Raw genomic sequence first — 17,366 nt, forward strand, 5'->3', positions numbered from 1 at the left:
TGCTCATGGCAGGGGGGTACCCACTCCGGCGGCCCCCGCGCGCGCCGGCTTCCCACGGTTCGGGCGGGGCATGACGGCGGAGCTGTCCTGCGGTTATGGTCACAGCGGCGCGACTGGCCCCGACACGCGCGGGGCCCGGAGAGCAAGGGGAAGACAAGTGACGGACGCTGTGGGGAACGAGACCCGTCGGGTGCTCATCGCCGCGGACAAGTTCAAGGGCTCGCTGACGGCCGTGCAGGTCGCCGAGCGGGTCACGGCCGGGCTGCGCCGGGTCGTGCCGGGCGTCCGGGCGGAGGCGCTGCCCGTGGCGGACGGCGGTGACGGCACCGTGGACGCGGCCGTCGCGGCCGGTTTCGCGCGGCGCGAGGTGCGGGTCGCCGGGCCGCTCGGCGAGCCGGTGACGGCCGCGTTCGCGCTGCGCGACGGCACCGCGGTGGTGGAGATGGCCGAGGCGAGCGGGCTCCAGCGCCTGCCGGCCGGCGTGTTCGCGCCGCTGACCGCCTCCACGTACGGCTCCGGGGAGCTGCTGCGGGCCGCGCTGGACGCGGGCGCGCACACGATCGTGTTCGGGGTCGGCGGCAGCGCCACCACGGACGGCGGCGCGGGCATGCTGTCCGCGCTGGGCGCCCGGTTCCTGACCGGGGACGGGGACCCCGTGCCGCCGGGCGGTGGCGGTCTGGCCGCCTTGGCCCGCGCCGACCTCTCCGGGCTCGACCCCCGGCTGGCCTCGGTCGAACTGGTCCTGGCCAGCGATGTCGACAACCCGCTGACCGGCCCGAAGGGCGCGCCGGCGGTGTACGGCCCGCAGAAGGGGGCCACGCCGGACGACGTGGCCGTCCTGGACGCGGCCCTGGACCGGTTCGCCGGGGTGCTGGAGGCGGAGGCCGCGCCGCGGGCGGCGGAGTACGCCGCGGCACCGGGCGCGGGCGCGGCGGGCGGCATCGGCTTCGGCGCGCTTCTCCTGGGCGCCCGTTTCCGGCCCGGCATCGAGGTCATGCTGGACGTGCTGGGCTTCGCGCCCGCCCTGGAGCGCGCCTCGCTGGTGATCACCGGGGAGGGTTCGCTCGACGAGCAGACCCTGCACGGGAAGGCACCGGCGGGTGTCGCGGCGGCGGCGCGGGCCGCGGGCCGGACCGTGGTGGCGGTGTGCGGACGGCTCGCCCTGCCGCAGGAGGCCCTGCTGCGGGCCGGCATCGAACGGGCGTACCCCCTGACCTCCGTCGAGCCCGACGTCGCCCGCTGCATCGCGGACGCCGGCCCGATCCTGGAGCGGGTCGCCGGCCGCATCGCCGAGGACTACCTCGGCTGACCCCCGCGGCCCGCCCGCACGACAGCGGCGCGGACATGGAAGAAGGGCCCCGGATCCTCGTCGGATCCGGGGCCCTCACCTTGGACGGGGCGTCACGGCAGTTGCGTCGCCCGCGCCTCGCGCCGGTTGTCGCGGAAGTTGTTCACCCGCCGGGCCGTGGCGAACAGCGGGATCACCGCGCCCATGACCAGCTGGAGCGCGCAGCCCGTCTGGAGCAGCAGCTGACCGCTCGGGGCGTCGAACGCCCACGCGGCCAGCAGGCCCATCGACAGCACGATCCAGCCGAGCACCGCGCCGGCGAGCCGGCCGCGCGGCTTGGGGTACTCCACGCGGCTCACCATCAGCCACGCCGTCCCCAGGATGGCCAGCAGCGTCGCCACGAACGGCAGCTCCAGCAGCACGATCGAGACGACCGTCAGCGCACCGAACGGCGAGGGCATGCCCTGGAACGTGCCGTCCTTCACCGTCACGCAGCTGAACCGGGCCAGTCTCAGCACCACCGCCAGCAGCACCACGATCGCGCCCACCGCCGCCACCCGCTGGTGCGCGTCGTCGGCGACCATGCCGTAGACGAGCACGAAGTAGGCGGGGGCGAGGCCGAAGCTGATCAGGTCGGACAGGTTGTCCAGCTCGGCGCCCATGGGGGAGGAGCGCAGCTTGCGCGCCACCAGGCCGTCGAACAGGTCGAACACCGCCGCGCAGAGCATCAGGATGACCGCCGTGGCCGCGCTGTGGCGGGCCATGCCGGACTCCTGGCTGCCGGTCAGGTGCGGGATCAGGATGCCGGTGGTGGTGAAGTACACCGCCATGAAGCCGCAGGTGGCGTTGCCCAGCGTCAGGGTGTCCGCTATCGACAGGCGGAGAGAGAGCGGCATCTCCTCGTCGTCGTCCACGTCGTCGGCCTCGGGCACCCAGCCCGCCTGGGTCTCCGGATCAATCACGGTCAATGCGAGTCACCCCAGCCACGGTCTTCTGTCCGACCTCGACCGCGACCTCCACACCCTCGGGCAGGTAGAGGTCGACACGCGAGCCGAAGCGGATCAGACCGATACGGTCGCCCTGCTCGACCTTCGTGCCCTCGGGGAGGTAGGGCACGATGCGGCGGGCCACCGCGCCGGCGATCTGGATCATCTCGATGTCGCCGAGTTCGGTGTCGAAATGCCAGACTACGCGCTCGTTGTTCTCGCTCTCCTTGTTGAAAGCGGGAACGAAGCCGCCGGGGATGTGCTCGACCGACGTCACGGTGCCCGCGAGGGGCGCGCGGTTGACGTGGACGTTGAGCGGGCTCATGAAGATCGCGACGCGGGTGCGCCCGTCCTTCCACGGCATGATGCTCTGCACCACACCGTCGGCCGGCGAGATGACCCGGCCCTGGGTGATCTCGCGCTCGGGGTCGCGGAAGAACCACAGCATGCCCGCCGCGAGCGCGGTGACGGGCACGGCGACGGCCTTGGCCGCGCCCGAGCGGCGGGCGCGGACCAGGCTGAGGGCTGCGGTGGCGACGGTCGGGAGAAGCCACGGCGATGCTCCGCGCGCGAGGCGTGCGCCTACCAGGCTGTCGCGGTGTGCAGAGGTTTGGCTGTGGGGCATGGATGACCTTCGTAGCGGATGATGCCGCGCTTCGACGGGGGACGGCGGCTTTCCCGGGATCGTACCGGTCGCGGGCCACAACTGGGCAAGCCAGGCAGCCGAGTCGGCGGCTGAAGACCGTCTACGGGGTGTGATCTTCTTCTCGGAGAAAACACCCCGTATCCGGACAATCAGCCCTGGAAACGATACTCTTCGAGCAGTCGGCGGCCGATGATCATTTTCTGGATCTCGGCGGTGCCTTCACCGATGAGCAGCATCGGGGCCTCGCGGTAGAGGCGCTCGATCTCGTACTCCTTGGAGAAGCCGTAGCCGCCGTGGATCCGGAAGGCGTCCTCCACGACCTCCTTGCAGTACTCGGAGGCCAGGTACTTCGCCATGCCGGCCTCCAGGTCGTTTCGCTGCCCGGAGTCCTTTTTGCGTGCCGCGTTGACCATCATCGCATGCGCGGCCTCGACCTTGGTGGCCATCTCGGCCAGCTTGAACTGGATGGCCTGGTGCTGGGCGATCTGCTTGCCGAAGGTGTGGCGCTGCTGGGCGTAGCGGACGCCCAGCTCGAAGGCGCGCTGGGCGACGCCGCAGCCGCGAGCCGCCACGTTGACCCGGCCGACCTCCACGCCGTCCATCATTTGGTAAAAACCTCGGCCGGTGGCCCCGCCGAGCACCCGGTCGGCCGGAACCCGCAGGCCGTCCATGATCAGCTCGGTGGTGTCGACGCCCTTGTAGCCCATCTTGTCGATCTTGCCCGGGATGGTCAGGCCGGGACGGACCTCACCGAAGCCGGGCTCCTTCTCGACGAGGAACGTGGTCATCGACCGGTGCGGGGCCGTGCCCTCGGGGTGTCCTTCGTCACTGCGGACGAGGACGGCCACGAGCGAGGACGTGCCGCCGTTCGTCAGCCACATCTTCTGGCCGTTCAGGACGTACTCGTCGCCGTCCCGGACCGCCTTCGACGTGATGGCCGACACGTCGGAGCCCAGCCCCGGCTCCGACATCGAGAACGCGCCACGGACGTCGCCGGCCGCCATGCGCGGCAGGAAGTGCTCCTTCTGCTCCTGCGTGCCGTGCTGCTTGAGCATGTACGCGACGATGAAGTGGGTGTTGATGATGCCGGACACCGACATCCAGCCGCGGGCGATCTCCTCCACGCACAGCGCGTAGGTGAGCAGCGACTCGCCCAGGCCCCCGTACTCCTCGGGGATCATCAGACCGAAGAGGCCGAGTTCCTTCAGGCCGTCCACGATCGCTTGCGGGTACTCGTCGCGGTGCTCCAGTTCGGTGGCGACCGGGATGATCTCCTTGTCGACGAAGTCGCGGACGGTGGAGAGGATCTCCTGCTGGACGTCGGTCAGACCGGCGGTCTGGGCGAGACGGGCCATGGCCTACTTCTCCTGCTGCTTCGGTTCCGGGCGGCCCGGCTGCTCGCCGCCGCGCTCCTTGATGTACGTCTCGGTCGGCACCATGACCTTGCGGCGGAACACGCACACCAGGGTGCCGTCCTGCTTGTAGCCCTTGGTCTCGACGTGGACGATCCCGCGGTCGTTCTTCGACTTCGAGGGCCACTTGTCGAGCACGGTCGTCTCGCCGTAGATCGTGTCGCCGTGGAAGGTCGGCGCCACGTGCTTCAGCGACTCGATCTCCAGGTTGGCGATCGCCTTGCCGGAGACGTCCGGGACGGACATGCCGAGCAGCAGGGAGTAGACGTAGTTGCCCACGACGACGTTCCTGCCGAAGTCCGTCGTGCTCTCCGCGTAGTTCGCGTCCATGTGGAGCGGGTGGTGGTTCATGGTGAGGAGACAGAACAGGTGGTCGTCGTACTCGGTGACCGTCTTGCCCGGCCAGTGCTTGTACGTCGCCCCGACCTCGAACTCCTCGTAGGTGCGTCCGAACTGCATCGCGCTCAGGCCTCCGGGATCTCGAACTTCGACGTGCGCCGCATGCCGGCGGCCCGGCCCTTGCCGGAGACGACCAGGGCCATCTTGCGGCTGGCCTCGTCGATCATCTCGTCGCCCAGCATCGCCGAGCCCTTCTTGCCGCCCGCCTCGGACGTGTAGTAGTCGTACGCGTCCAGGATCAGCTCGGCGTGGTCGTAGTCCTCCTGGGAGGGCGAGAAGATCTCGTTGGACGCCTCCACCTGGCCCGGGTGCAGCACCCACTTGCCGTCGAACCCGAGGGCGGCGGCACGCCGGGCGACCTCGCGGTAGCCGTCGACGTTGCGGATCTGGAGGTAGGGGCCGTCGATCGCCTGGAGGTCGTTGGCGCGGGCGGCCATCAGGATCTTCATCAGGATGTAGTGGTAGGCGTCCGCCGGGTAGCCGGGCGGCTGCTCGCCCACCACGAGGGTCTTCATGTTGATGGAGGCCATGAAGTCGGCCGGGCCGAAGATGATCGTCTCGATGCGCGGCGAGGCCTGCGCGATCTCGTTGACGTTGTTCAGGCCCTGCGCGTTCTCGATCTGCGCCTCGATGCCGATCCGCCCGACCTCGAAGCCCATGGTCTTCTCGATCTGCGTCAGCAGCAGGTCCAGCGCGACGATCTGCTGGGCGTTCTGCACCTTCGGCAGCATGATGCAGTCGAGGTTCGGGCCCGCGCCCTCGACCACCGTCACCACGTCGCGGTACGTCCACTCGGTCGTCCAGTCGTTGACGCGGACCACCCGGGTCTTGCCCGTCCAGTCGCCCTCGTTGAGGAACTTGACGATGGTGTGCCGGGCCTCGGGCTTGGCCAGCGGCGCGCACGCGTCCTCCAGGTCCAGGAAGACCTGGTCCGCCGGGAGGCCCTGCGCCTTCTCCAGGAAGCGCGGATTGCTTCCCGGGACCGCCAGGCAGGAGCGGCGGGGACGCAGACGGTTGACGGTCATGCGGGGACCTCCAGGGGGTCGAGCTTGTTCGCTTTGCGGATCTCGTCGACGATGCGGCCGATGATCCCGGTGATGTCGAAGTCCTTCGGGGTGAACACCGCGGCCACACCGGCGGCCCTCAGCTGTTCGGCGTCACCGTTCGGGATGATGCCACCCGCGATCACCGGTATATCTGTGGCACCGGCCACACGCAGCCGCTGGAGCACGTCCGGGACGAGCTGGGCGTGGGAGCCGGAGAGGATCGACAGCCCCACGGCGTGGACGTCCTCCGCCAGGGCCGCGTCGACGATCTGCTCGGGAGTGAGCCGGATGCCCTGGTAGACGACCTCGAACCCGGCGTCACGGGCGCGCACGGCGATCTGCTCGGCGCCGTTGGAGTGCCCGTCCAGGCCCGGCTTGCCGACCAGGAAGCGCAGCTTGCCGGCGCCCATCTCGCGGGCGGTGGCGTCCACCTTGGCGCGGACCCCGGCGAGCGCCGAGCCGGCCTCGGCGGTGACGGCCACCGGCGCGGAGGAGACCCCGGTGGGCGCCCGGTACTCGCCGAACACCTCGCGCAGGGCGCCCGCCCACTCGCCGGTGGTGACCCCGGCGCGGGCGCACTCGAGGGTCGCCTCCATCAGGTTGCCGGTGCCCTTGGCAGCCTCCTTCAGCCGCTCCAGCGCCTTGCACGGGCGCGGGTGGTTGAAGGGCGGCTGGTAGCGGGTGTCGCGCCAGTGCCGCAGCGACTTGACGACGCTTGCCTCGACCGCCGGGTCGACCGTCTGGATGGCGGTGTCCAGGTCGGCGGTGAGCGGGTTCGGCTCGGTGCCCTCGAAGATGTTGACGCCGATGATCTTCTCCTGGCCGGACTCGATCCGGGCCCGGCGTTCGGCGTGCGAGGCGACCAGCTGCGACTTCAGGTAGCCGGACTCCACGGCGGCCAGCGCGCCGCCCATCTCCTCGATGCGGTCGATCTCCGCGAGGGTGTCGCCGACCAGCTGGTCCACCTTCGCCTCGATCACCTTCGAGCCCTCGAAGATGTCCTCGTACTCCAGCAGGTCGCTCTCGTAGGCGAGCACCTGCTGGATGCGCAGCGACCACTGCTGGTCCCAGGGCCGGGGCAGGCCGAGGGCCTCGTTCCACGCCGGCAGCTGCACGGCACGCGCGCGGGCGTCCTTCGACAGCGTCACGGCCAGCATCTCCAGCACGATCCGCTGGACGTTGTTCTCCGGCTGCGCCTCGGTCAGGCCGAGCGAGTTGACCTGGACGCCGTACCGGAACCGGCGCTGCTTGGCGTTCTCGATGCCGTACCGCTCACGCGTGATCTTGTCCCAGATGCGGCCGAACGCCCGCATCTTGCACATCTCCTCGACGAAGCGGACGCCCGCGTTCACGAAGAAGGAGATGCGGGCCACCACGTCGCCCATGCGCTCCTGGGGCACCTGCCCGGAGTCGCGGACGGCGTCCAGGACGGCGATCGCGGTGGACATCGCGTACGCGATCTCCTGGACCGGCGTGGCCCCGGCCTCCTGGAGGTGGTAGCTGCATATGTTGATCGGGTTCCACTTGGGCAGGTGGGAGACCGTGTACGCGATCATGTCCGTCGTCAGGCGGAGCGACGGTCCCGGCGGGAACACGTGGGTGCCCCGGGACAGGTACTCCTTGACGATGTCGTTCTGCGTCGTGCCCTGGAGCTCGGTGATGTCCGCGCCCTGCTCCTCGGCGACGACCTGGTAGAGCGCCAGCAGCCACATGGCGGTGGCATTGATCGTCATCGAGGTGTTCATCTGCTCCAGGGGGATGTCCTGGAACAGCCGGCGCATGTCACCGAGGTGCGCGACGGGCACGCCCACCCGGCCGACCTCGCCGCGGGCGAGGATGTGGTCGGAGTCGTAGCCGGTCTGCGTCGGCAGGTCGAACGCCACCGACAGACCGGTCTGGCCCTTGGCGAGGTTGCGCCGGTACAGCTCGTTGGACGCCTCGGCCGTCGAGTGGCCGGCGTACGTCCGCATCAGCCACGGACGGTCCTTCTGACGCTCTGTCATCTAAGGCCCTCAGACGTTCCGGAAGCGGTTGATGGCGTCGATGTGCTTGGCGCGCATCTCCTCGTCGCGCACGCCGAGGCCTTCCTCGGGGGCGAGGCAGAGCACGCCGACCTTGCCCTGGTGCAGGTTGCGGTGGACGTCGTAGGCGGCCTGGCCGGTGTCCTCGAGGGAGTACGTCTTGGACAGGGTGGGGTGGATCTTGCCCTTGGCGATGAGGCGGTTGGCCTCCCAGGCCTCGCGGTAGTTCGCGAAGTGCGAGCCGATGATCCGCTTCAGCGACATCCACAGGTAGCGGTTGTCGTACTCGTGCATGTAGCCCGAGGTCGAGGCGCAGGTGGTGATGGTGCCGCCCTTGCGGGTGACGTAGACGGAGGCGCCGAAGGTCTCGCGGCCGGGGTGCTCGAAGACGATGTCGATGTCCTCGCCGCCGGTCAGCTCGCGGATGCGCTTGCCGAAGCGCTTCCACTCCTTGGGGTCCTGGGTCTGCTCGTCCTTCCAGAACTTGTAGCCCTCGGCGTTGCGGTCGATGATCGCCTCGGCGCCCATCGCCCGGCAGATGTCCGCCTTCTGGTCGCTGGAGACGACGCAGATCGGGTTGGCGCCGCCGGCCAGCGCGAACTGGGTGGCGTAGGAGCCGAGGCCCCCGCTGGCGCCCCAGATCAGGACGTTGTCGCCCTGCTTCATCGCCGCGCCGTTGCGGGAGACGAGCTGGCGGTAGGCGGTGGAGTTGACCAGGCCCGGGGCGGCGGCCTCCTCCCAGCTGAGGTGGTCCGGCTTGGGCATCAGCTGGTTGGACTTCACCAGCGCGACCTCGGCCAGGCCGCCGAAGTTGGTCTCGAAGCCCCAGATGCGCTGCTCGGGGTCGAGCATCGTGTCGTTGTGGCCGTCGGAGGACTCCAGCTCGACCGAGAGGCAGTGCGCGACGACCTCGTCGCCGGGCTTCCAGGCGTTCACGCCGGGGCCGGTGCGCAGGACGACGCCGGCGAGGTCGGAGCCGATGATGTGGTAGGGCAGGTCGTGCCGCTTGGCCAGCTCGTTGGTGCGGCCGTAGCGCTCCAGGAACCCGAACGTCGACAGCGGCTCGAAGATCGAGGTCCACACCGAGTTGTAGTTCACCGAGGAGGCCATGACGGCCACCAGGGCCTCACCGGGGCCCAGTTCGGGCACCGGCACCTCGTCGAGGTGGATCGACTTGCGCGGGTCCTTGTCGCGCGTCTCCAGGCCCGCGAACATCTCCGTCTCGTCCTTGTGCACGGTGATCGCACGGTACGACTCGGGGAGGGGCAGGGCGGCGAAGTCGGCCGATGTGGCGTCCTTCGACTGGATCGCGTCCAGGATGTCCTTCACGGTCACGGTATTGCCTCCGGCGGTGAGCGCCCTGAGGGAGGGGCGCTGGGGATTCGTCGGTGCTGCTCGGGAGCAGTGCTGCTGAGGGTCTGCGGGTGTGCCGTCGGTTCGGCTCGGTGGTGCTTCGGCAGCGCTTTGTGGCGCGGGAGGGTGCCTGTGACGCAGGCGTCCGGGCGCGCGGGCCAGGGGACCCGCGGGGACAGCCGGCGAACATCTGGTCCGTGCTCGCCGGCCGCCCGGACCTCTTCAACGTATGACACCGCGTGTCAGGTGACAAGGCACTGAGTGCCAGAACCTGCTCTCAGATGAAATCTTTACGTAACAAATGAGCGATGATCGATCGAACGGCCCCTGGAATCCCGTCGAAAAGGGGTCCTGACATGACGAAACGGCCACCCCGGAGGGTGGCCGTTCCGCAGAGTCCGTCCGTGCGTCAGCGCTCCTTCAGCGCCTCCTCGATGGTCCGCATGACCTCCTCCAGCGGAGCGTCGGTGCGGGCCACCGTCACCAGGACCTCGCCGTGCGCGGACGCCGTCGCCGGGGCCGTCGCCCCGGCCGCGGACGCCGCCTGGCCGGCCGGGCCGCGGCCGGCCCCGATACCGCTGCCGAAGGTCTTGCGGACGATCGCGAAGGCGTGGTCCAGCTGGGCCTCCACATCGCCCTGGCCGCCCGCCCGCAGCCAGCGCCGCAGCACGTGGTTGTGGGCGGTGACCACGGCGGAGGCGGCGACCTCGGCCAGCAGCGGGTCGTCGTTGGCGTCGTCGGCGTGCGCGTGCTCGTCGAAGTGGCCGAGCAGGTAGCGGGTGAAGAGCCGCTCGTAACGGGCCACGGAGGCGATCTCGGCCTCCCGCAGGGTGGGCACCTCACGGGTGAGCTTGTAACGGGCGACCGAGATCTCCGGCCGCGCCGCGTACATCTTCATGACTTCCTTGATGCCGCGGCACACGGTGTCGAGCGGGTGCTCGTGCGCGGGTGCGGCGTTCAGCACCGCCTCCGCGCGGACCAGGGTGTCGTCGTGGTCCGGGAAGATCGCCTCTTCCTTGGAGCGGAAGTGGCGGAAGAAGGTGCGGCGGGCGACCCCGGCGGCGGCCGCGATCTCGTCGACGGTGGTCGCCTCGTACCCCTTGGTCGCGAACAGCTCCATGGCCGCCGCCGCCAGTTCGCGGCGCATCTTGAGCCGCTGCGCGGCGGCGCGACCGCCCGCGGCGCTCTCCGGCGCGTCGGGCGTGGCGGGGGTACGGGAGGACCTGGCGGACTGCGACATGACCCGAACGTACTGCATGGGCGCGGTCCTCCGCGCAGGTGCGGGCGTTCCCGCGCCCCCGGGCGGCGGGGGAACGCCGGTCCGGGAGGGCGGGGGGACCCGGCGCGGAGCGGACGGGGCGAACGCGCCGGGATCCAGCAGCCCGCCCCAGTCCGTGTCCGCGCGGGACCGGTCGCCGGCGCCGTCAGCGGCGGGCATACTCGCGGAAGCCGCGGCCCGTCTTGCGGCCGAGGCAGCCCGCGGCCACCAGGTGCTCCAGCAGCGGCGCCGGGGCGAGGCCGGGGTCGCGGAACTCGCGGTGCAGCACCTTCTCGATGGCCAGCGAGACGTCCAGGCCGACCACGTCCAGCAGCTCGAACGGGCCCATCGGATAGCCGCCGCCGAGCTTCATCGCCGCGTCGATGTCGTCGAGCGACGCGTAGTGCTCCTCCACCATCTTGATCGCGTTGTTGAGGTAGGGGAACAGCAGCGCGTTCACGATGAAGCCCGCTCGGTCCGTGCAGTCGACCGCGTGCTTCCTGATCCGGCCGCACACCTCGCGCACCGTCGCGTGCACGTCGTCCGCGGTCAGCACCGTCCGGACGACCTCGACCAGCTTCATGGCCGGCGCCGGGTTGAAGAAGTGCATGCCGATCACGTCCTCGGAGCGCGAGGTGGCGCGGGCGCAGGCGACGACGGGCAGCGAGGAGGTGGTGGTGGCCAGGACCGCGCCCGGCTTGCACACCTTGTCCAGCGTCCCGAACAGCTGCCGCTTGACCTCCAGGTCCTCCGCGACGGCCTCGACGGCGAGATCGACGTCGGCGAAGGCGTCGTAGGAGCCCGCCGGGGTGATCCGGTCCAGCACCTGCGCGGCGGCCTCCGCCGTCAGCCGGCCCCGGTCGACCGAGCGGGCCAGCGACTTGCCGATCCGGGCCTTGGCGGTCTGCGCCTTCTCCTCGCTGCGGGCGGCCAGCACGACCTCGTAGCCCGCCTTGGCGAACACCTCGGCGATGCCGGAGGCCATGGTGCCGGAACCCGCGACGCCGACGGAGCGGACCGTACGGCCCGCTCCGGCCGCGCCGTCCGTCGCCGGGCTCGCCGCGTCCGGCACCACCGTCGCGCTGCCCGGCGCCTCGTAGGTGTAGAAGCCGCGCCCGGCCTTGCGGCCGGTCAGGCCGGCCTCGCTGAGCTGCTTGAGGATCGGGGCGGGGGCGTGCAGCCGGTCCCGGGACTCGGCGTACATGGCCTCCAGGACCGTCCGCGCGGTGTCGACGCCGATCAGGTCCAGCAGGGCGAGGGGGCCCATCGGCAGCCCGCAGCCCAGCCGCATGGCCGCGTCGATGTCCTCGCGGGAGGCGTACTTCGCCTCGTACATCGCGGCGGCCTGGTTGAGGTAGCCGAAGAGCAGCCCGTCCGCGACGAAACCGGGGCGGTCGCCGACCGCGACCGGTTCCTTGCCCAGCTCGACGGCGAAGTCGGTGACGGCGGCGACGGCCTGCGGGGCGGTCAGCACCGAGGAGACGACCTCGACCAGCTTCATGGCCGGCGCCGGGTTGAAGAAGTGCAGGCCGAGCACCCGCTCGGGGCGGGCGGAGCCGGCGGCGAGCCGGGTCACGGACAGCGCGTTCGTGCCGGTCGCGATGATGGTCTCCGGGCGGACGACGCCGTCCAGTTCACCGAAGATCTGCTGCTTGATCTCGTACGACTCCGGGGCCACCTCGATGACGAGGTCGGCGTCGGCCGCCGCGCCGAGGTCGGTGGAGGTGCGGATGCGGGCCAGGGCGTCGGCGCGCTCGGGGCCGGTGAGCCGGCCGCGGGCCACGGCCCGGTCGGTGGCGGCCTCGAGGGCGGCCACGGCCCGGGCGGTGCGGGCCTCGCTGATGTCGATGCCGATCACCTCGCGGCCGGCCTTGGCGAGGACCTCGGCGATGCCGGTGCCCATGGTGCCGAGGCCGACGACGGCGACCGTCCGGAACGGTGACACGGGGGTGCCGGGCTGGGGGGACAGGGGAGTGGCCATCGCGGGACTCCAGGAATGAGGGGTGACGACGAGGAGCGCGCCGGGTGCGCCCGAGGGCGCACCGCGGTGCGGAAAGGAGTGCGGGTGTTTCCGGGCTACGAGCGCACACGCCCGGTGCTGCCGGTGCCGCGGGCGTGCACACGCCCGGGAGCGGCGGAACGTCGACCGGCCCTGTCCCGGAGCCGGGTCGTACTGCGGTACCTGGCGTACCGAACCGACCGAACACCTGCGGCGGCCGCGTCACCAGACCGTCCGCAGGAAGGAGCGAGGGTTACTCGCTCGTATGAGCTTAACCGGCGGGTAACGAGCGCGCCAGCCCCCGCGGGGAAACCGGCTGTGTGATGTACCTCCCCCCGCCGCCACGACCCGCCTACGCTGGACGTCGTGGACGAAGAGTTGCGGGCGCTCACGGAGCGCTTACGGCAGGAGTCGGGCGGCACGGCGGCGTTCGACCGCCTGCGCGCCACCGGCGACCACGGCGAACTCGCCGAGGTGCTCATCGCGCCCGGACAGCCCCTGTGGGCAAGGGAACTGGCCGCGTTCCGCCTCGGCCTCGCCGGCGACCGGCGCGCCTTCGAGTCCCTGGTGCTGCTCCTCAACCACCGTGACCCGCCGCGCTGCGCCTCCGCCGCCCACGCCCTCGCCCGGCTCGGCGACCCCCGCACCGCCCGGGCCGCCGCCGCCCTCGCCACCAACGAACTGCGCGTCGCCTACGCCCTGCACCCGGTGCGGCTGCTGGCCGCCCTGCGCGCCCCGGAGTCCGTGCCCGCGCTGATCACCACCCTGGAGCGGCGGCTGCGCCCGCACGACCCCTACCGGGGGGTCGCCCTGGCCTGCGTCGAGGGTCTCGGCACGCTCGGTGACGGCCGCGCCCGGCGGGTGCTGAGCGAGGCGCTGGCCCACCCGGCGCTCGCGGAGGCGGCGGTGCGCGCGCTGGCCCGCATCCCGGAGCAGCAGCGCAGATGAGCGGGTGACGGCGGGTCAGCCGCCCAGCGCGATGGCGTACCGCGCCTCGGGCACGGTCGTGCCGTCCACCTCGAACGGCTCCTCGGCCCCGTCCGGCCGGAACCCGGCGCGCTCGTAGAAGCGGCGTGCGGAGGTGTTGTGCCGGAGCACCCACAGGAGCATCCGCCGGTACCCCGCGCACCGCTGGACCGACGCGGCCAGCAGGGTCCGGCCGATCCCGCCGCCCAGGTGCGCCGGATCGACGTAGAGCGCGTACAGCTCGGCGTCCCGGGCGGGCGCGTCGTCGTCCCGGTACGGCCCGTGCGCCGCCCACCCCAGGACCCGGCCGTCCCGTTCGGCGACCAGGTTCACCACGGTGCCGTCGCCCGCGGCGAGCCGGGCCCGCCGGCGCCCGGCGTCGGCCGCGACGTCCAGCGCGTCGAGGTACGCGTCCGGCATGAGCCCCCGGTAGGCGTGCTGCCAGCCCCGGACGCGGATCTCGGCGACGCGGTCGCAGTCGGCCGGGGTCATCTCCCGGACCGTGAGGGCGGTGACGGGCGCGTCGGGGGCCCCGTCGGGGGCGGTGTCACGGCGAGGTGGGCTCATGCCCTCATGGTGGCCCCGTCCGGGGGGACGGCGCCCCCGGTTTTCCGGCGGCCGCTAACGCCGGAAGCCCAGCAGGCCGTGCAGGACCGAGCCGCGCGACGACGTCGACGCCGCCTTCGTGGTGAGCGGCTCGGGGTCCGGCGACTTGGCGCAGACCGCGTCGGCCGGGCCGTTCCCGCGCGGCACCGTGCCGTCGGCGAGGTAGGCGGCGAGGTACCCGTCCAGGCAGGCGTTGCCGCTCAGCGTGACACCGTGGTTGCCGCCGCCCGCCTCGACGACCAGGCCGGAACGGGCCAGCAGCCGGTGCACCGTGACACCGCCGGAGTACGGGGTCGCCGCGTCGTCGGTCGCCTGGAAGAGCAGCGCGGGCGGCGCTTCGGCGCCGGCGACGTCCACCGGCCGGCGCGCGGCGACCGGCCAGAACGCGCAGGGCGCGTTGTACCAGGCGTTGTTCCAGGCCATGAAGGGTGCCTTCGCGTACACCTTCCAGGTGTCGGCGCGCCACCGGTTCCAGGACCGCGGCCAGGGGGAGTCCCGGCACTGCACGGAGGTGTAGACGCTGTAGCCGTTGTCGCCCGAGGCGTCGACGGCGCCGAGGTTCTCGTACGCCCGGACCAGCGGCCCGGTGTCCCCGCGGCGCGCGTAGGCCGCGAACGCCTCGGCGAGGTGGGGCCAGTAGCCGTTGTAGTAGCCGCCGGGGAGGAAGGTGTCGTCCAGTTCGGCGGGGCCGACCCGGCCGCCGGCCGGCTTCCGTGCCAGCGCCCCCCGCATCGCGTACCACTCGGCCTCGACCCGCGCGGGGTCCGTGCCGAGCCCGTACGTGTCGTCGTACCGGGCGATCCAGGCCATCAGCGCCCGGTGGCGTGCGTCGAACGCGTAGTCCTGGGCGAGGTTGTCCTCGTACCAGACGCCGGTCGGGTCGACGACCGAGTCCAGCACCAGCCGGTGGACCCGCCGCGGGTACAGCTTCGCGTAGACCGCGCCGAGGTAGGTGCCGTACGAGTAGCCGAAGTAGCTGATGCGCGGGGCGCCCAGCGCCTGCCGGACCGAGTCCAGGTCCCGGACGGTGTTGACGGTGTCGACGTACGGCAGCACACCGGCGTACGCCCGGCCGCAGGCGGCGGCGAAGGACCGCGCCCGCTCCAGGTTCGCCCGTTCCAGCGCGGGTGTGGCCGGCACGGTGTCCGGGCGCACCGGGCCGAAGTGGCCGGGCGCGCAGGACAGGGCGGGATCGCCGGCCCCGACCCCGCGCGGGTCGAACCCGATGACGTCGTACCGGGACGCCACGCCGCGGGGCAGGGTCGAGGCGACGAAACCGGCGAGCGCCAGCCCGCTGCCGCCCGGCCCCCCGGGGTTGACCAGCAGCGGACCCTCGGAGGTCTTCGCGGTGTGCGGGACGCGGGACAGGGCGAGGGTGATCTGCCGGCCCGACGGGTCCGCGTGGTCCAGCGGCACCTTCAGGGAGGCGCACTGGAGCGCCGGGTGGTCGGCGGTGCCGCAGCCGCGCCAGGTGAGCTTCGGCGCGGGGGCGGGGGTGGCCGCCCGGACGGGCCCGGCGGTGACCGAGCCCGCCACCATGGCGGCGGCTGCGCACAGCACGGCTGCGCGGTGTCTCATACGGGTCCTTACGGGACGGAGGTTGCGGCGACCGCGAGGCTCACGGTTCTGGCCGCATCGTCCCGGCGCGAGGCCTCGGGGGAACGCGTTCCGGCGATACTTGACCCGATTGGTCCGGGGGATCCCCCAAATGCCCCCGGACCCCGCTCACATGAGGGTCAGCTGGGTGGGTTCCGGGCCGGGCGGGGCGGGCGCGGGCACCGGGCCGATCCGGCGGGCCTGCCCGGCGCGGGTGGGCCCGATGCCGTACTCCTCGGCCAGCTCGTGCACCTGACGGGTGATCCGGCGCTGGTACCAGCGCGGCGCGTAGGCCCCCTCGGCGTACAGCCGGGCGTAGCGTCCCACCAGGTGCGGGTGGTGTCGGCCGAGCCAGGCCGAGAACCACTCCCGGGCCCCGGGGCGCAGGTGCAGCACCAGCGGCGTGACCGAGGTGGCCCCGGCCGCCGCGATCGCCCGCACGGTCTCCCGCAGCTGGGCCGGGGAGTCGCTCAGGAAGGGGATCACCGGGGCCATCAGCACCCCGCAGCCGATGCCGTGCTCCCCGAGGGTCCGCACGACGTCCAGCCGGCGCTCGGGCGCGGGCGTGCCCGGCTCCACCGTGCGCCACAGCTCGGTGTCCAGGAAGCCGACGGAGACCGAGATGCCCACGTCCGTCACCTGGGCCGCCCGGACCAGCAGGTCCAGGTCGCGCAGGATCAGGGTGCCCTTGGTGAGGACGGAGAAGGGGTTGGCGTGGTCGGTGAGGGCGGAGATGATGCCCGGCATCAGCCGGTAGCGGCCCTCGGCGCGCTGGTAGCAGTCGACGTTGGTGCCCATCGCGACGTGGTCGCCCCGCCAGCGCCGGGAGGCGAGCTGGCGGCGCAGCACCTCCGGCGCGTTGACCTTGACCACGATCTGGGTGTCGAAACCGATGCCGGTGTCCAGGTCCAGGTAGCCGTGCGTGCGGCGGGCGAAGCAGTAGACGCACGCGTGCGTGCAGCCGCGGTAGGGGTTCACCGTCCACTCGAACGGCATCCGCGAGGCGCCCGGCACCCGGTTCAGCACCGAGCGCGCCCGCACCTCGTGGAAGGTGATCCCGCGGAACTCGGGCGCGTCGAACCGCCTGGTGACGGTGTCCGCGCCGAACAGCGCGGCGTCGGCGGCCCGGCCGTGCTCGGCGGACTCCTCGGGCGGGCCGGACTCCACGGTGAGGTTCTCCCAGCGCATGACGCCTCCTCGATGGCACTGGCCCCAGAATAGAACATACGTTCCCATGATCGTGCGCCCCCCGATTTGGGCGGCCGGGCGCCGGGGTGGTTGGCTGGCCCCCCACCCCGAGCAACCAGGTCCTGGAGGAAGCAATGGCGCAGGTCGAGGCCACTACGGAGCGGGTCGTCGCGGCGGACGCGGAGAAGGTGTTCGACGCCCTCGCCGACTACCGCGGCACGCGGCGCGAGGTGCTGCCCGAGCAGTTCGGCGAGTACGAGGTGCGCGAGGGCGGCGACGGCGCGGGCACCCTCGTCCACTGGAAGCTCCAGGCCACCAGCAAGCGCGTGCGCGACTGCCTGCTGGACGTGACCGAGCCCACCGACGGCGAGCTGGTCGAGACGGACCGCAACTCCTCCATGGTCACCACCTGGCGCGTCACCCCGGCCGGCGAGGGCGGCTCCCGCGTCGTCGTCACCACCACCTGGCAGGGCGCCGGCGGCGTCGGCGGCTTCTTCGAGCGCACCTTCGCGCCCAAGGGCCTCGGCCGGATCTACGACGCCCTGCTCGCCAACCTCGCCGCCAAGGTCGAGAAGTAGCCCCAAGAGCCGGACGGTGAAGGG

Annotated in this window: 15 protein-coding genes; 3 read left to right on the forward strand and 12 right to left on the reverse strand. The window is 72.0% G+C overall.

Going from position 1 to position 17,366, the window contains the following annotated elements; all coding sequences use genetic code 11:
• Positions 1-190: 190 nt before the first annotated feature.
• Positions 191-1,309, forward strand: a complete 1,119-nt coding sequence (locus tag ACIQVT_RS20860; protein WP_403755877.1) for a glycerate kinase — start codon at positions 191-193, stop codon at positions 1,307-1,309.
• Positions 1,310-1,401: 92 nt separating this feature from the next.
• Here the strand turns inward: ACIQVT_RS20860 and pssA are convergent, their stop codons facing one another.
• From pssA to ACIQVT_RS20905, 9 genes are all read right to left on the reverse strand, one after another.
• Positions 1,402-2,220, reverse strand: a complete 819-nt coding sequence (gene pssA / locus ACIQVT_RS20865; protein ID WP_373908241.1) for a CDP-diacylglycerol--serine O-phosphatidyltransferase — start codon at positions 2,218-2,220, stop codon at positions 1,402-1,404.
• Positions 2,221-2,242: 22 nt separating this feature from the next.
• Positions 2,243-2,899, reverse strand: a complete 657-nt coding sequence (locus ACIQVT_RS20870) for a phosphatidylserine decarboxylase (protein ID WP_403755551.1) — start codon at positions 2,897-2,899, stop codon at positions 2,243-2,245.
• A gap of 170 nt (positions 2,900-3,069) precedes the next feature.
• Positions 3,070-4,275 carry an acyl-CoA dehydrogenase family protein gene (locus ACIQVT_RS20875; RefSeq protein ID WP_403755554.1) on the reverse strand — a complete coding sequence of 402 codons (1,206 nt, stop codon included), beginning with the start codon at positions 4,273-4,275 and terminating at the stop codon, positions 3,070-3,072.
• Between the two features lie 3 nt (positions 4,276-4,278).
• Positions 4,279-4,791 carry a MaoC family dehydratase gene (locus ACIQVT_RS20880; protein ID WP_403755557.1) on the reverse strand — a complete coding sequence of 171 codons (513 nt, stop codon included), beginning with the start codon at positions 4,789-4,791 and terminating at the stop codon, positions 4,279-4,281.
• A 5-nt stretch (positions 4,792-4,796) separates the two neighbouring features.
• On the reverse strand, positions 4,797-5,756 hold the full coding sequence (locus tag ACIQVT_RS20885) for an HpcH/HpaI aldolase/citrate lyase family protein (protein WP_403755560.1): 960 nt from the start codon (positions 5,754-5,756) through the stop codon (positions 4,797-4,799).
• Positions 5,753-7,780 carry a protein meaA gene (locus ACIQVT_RS20890; RefSeq protein ID WP_403755563.1) on the reverse strand — a complete coding sequence of 676 codons (2,028 nt, stop codon included), beginning with the start codon at positions 7,778-7,780 and terminating at the stop codon, positions 5,753-5,755. The genes ACIQVT_RS20885 and ACIQVT_RS20890 overlap by 4 nt, the downstream gene beginning before the upstream one ends.
• Before the next feature lie 9 nt (positions 7,781-7,789).
• Positions 7,790-9,127: a crotonyl-CoA carboxylase/reductase gene (ccrA, locus tag ACIQVT_RS20895; protein WP_403755881.1), complete on the reverse strand. Its 1,338-nt coding sequence runs from the start codon at positions 9,125-9,127 to the stop codon at positions 7,790-7,792.
• A gap of 433 nt (positions 9,128-9,560) precedes the next feature.
• Complete coding sequence (locus ACIQVT_RS20900) at positions 9,561-10,391, reverse strand: TetR family transcriptional regulator (protein ID WP_403755566.1); 831 nt, start codon at positions 10,389-10,391, stop codon at positions 9,561-9,563.
• 184 nt (positions 10,392-10,575) lie between these two features.
• Complete coding sequence (locus ACIQVT_RS20905) at positions 10,576-12,390, reverse strand: 3-hydroxyacyl-CoA dehydrogenase family protein (protein ID WP_403755569.1); 1,815 nt, start codon at positions 12,388-12,390, stop codon at positions 10,576-10,578.
• 384 nt (positions 12,391-12,774) lie between these two features.
• Here ACIQVT_RS20905 and ACIQVT_RS20910 point away from each other — a divergent pair, with 384 nt between their 5' ends.
• Entirely contained in the window at positions 12,775-13,356 is a 582-nt protein-coding gene (locus ACIQVT_RS20910; protein WP_403755572.1) for an adenylosuccinate lyase, read from the forward strand.
• A gap of 15 nt (positions 13,357-13,371) precedes the next feature.
• Here ACIQVT_RS20910 and ACIQVT_RS20915 read toward each other — a convergent pair whose 3' ends face one another.
• The 3 genes from ACIQVT_RS20915 to ACIQVT_RS20925 form a co-directional block, all read right to left on the reverse strand.
• Positions 13,372-13,941, reverse strand: a complete 570-nt coding sequence (locus ACIQVT_RS20915; RefSeq protein ID WP_403755575.1) for a GNAT family N-acetyltransferase — start codon at positions 13,939-13,941, stop codon at positions 13,372-13,374.
• A gap of 54 nt (positions 13,942-13,995) precedes the next feature.
• A complete protein-coding gene (locus ACIQVT_RS20920; protein WP_403755578.1) occupies positions 13,996-15,558 on the reverse strand; it encodes an alpha/beta hydrolase in 1,563 nt (520 codons plus the stop codon).
• Positions 15,559-15,705: 147 nt separating this feature from the next.
• On the reverse strand, positions 15,706-16,764 hold the full coding sequence (locus tag ACIQVT_RS20925) for an Rv2578c family radical SAM protein (RefSeq protein ID WP_403755581.1): 1,059 nt from the start codon (positions 16,762-16,764) through the stop codon (positions 15,706-15,708).
• A gap of 134 nt (positions 16,765-16,898) precedes the next feature.
• Here ACIQVT_RS20925 and ACIQVT_RS20930 point away from each other — a divergent pair, with 134 nt between their 5' ends.
• The gene (locus ACIQVT_RS20930; protein WP_403755584.1) at positions 16,899-17,342 is read left to right on the forward strand and encodes an SRPBCC family protein; all 444 of its coding nucleotides are present in this window, start codon (positions 16,899-16,901) and stop codon (positions 17,340-17,342) included.
• The last annotated feature ends 24 nt before the right edge of the window (positions 17,343-17,366 follow it).

The organism is Streptomyces sp. NPDC100445 (assembly GCF_044759735.1).
Lineage (GTDB): Bacteria > Actinomycetota > Actinomycetes > Streptomycetales > Streptomycetaceae > Streptomyces.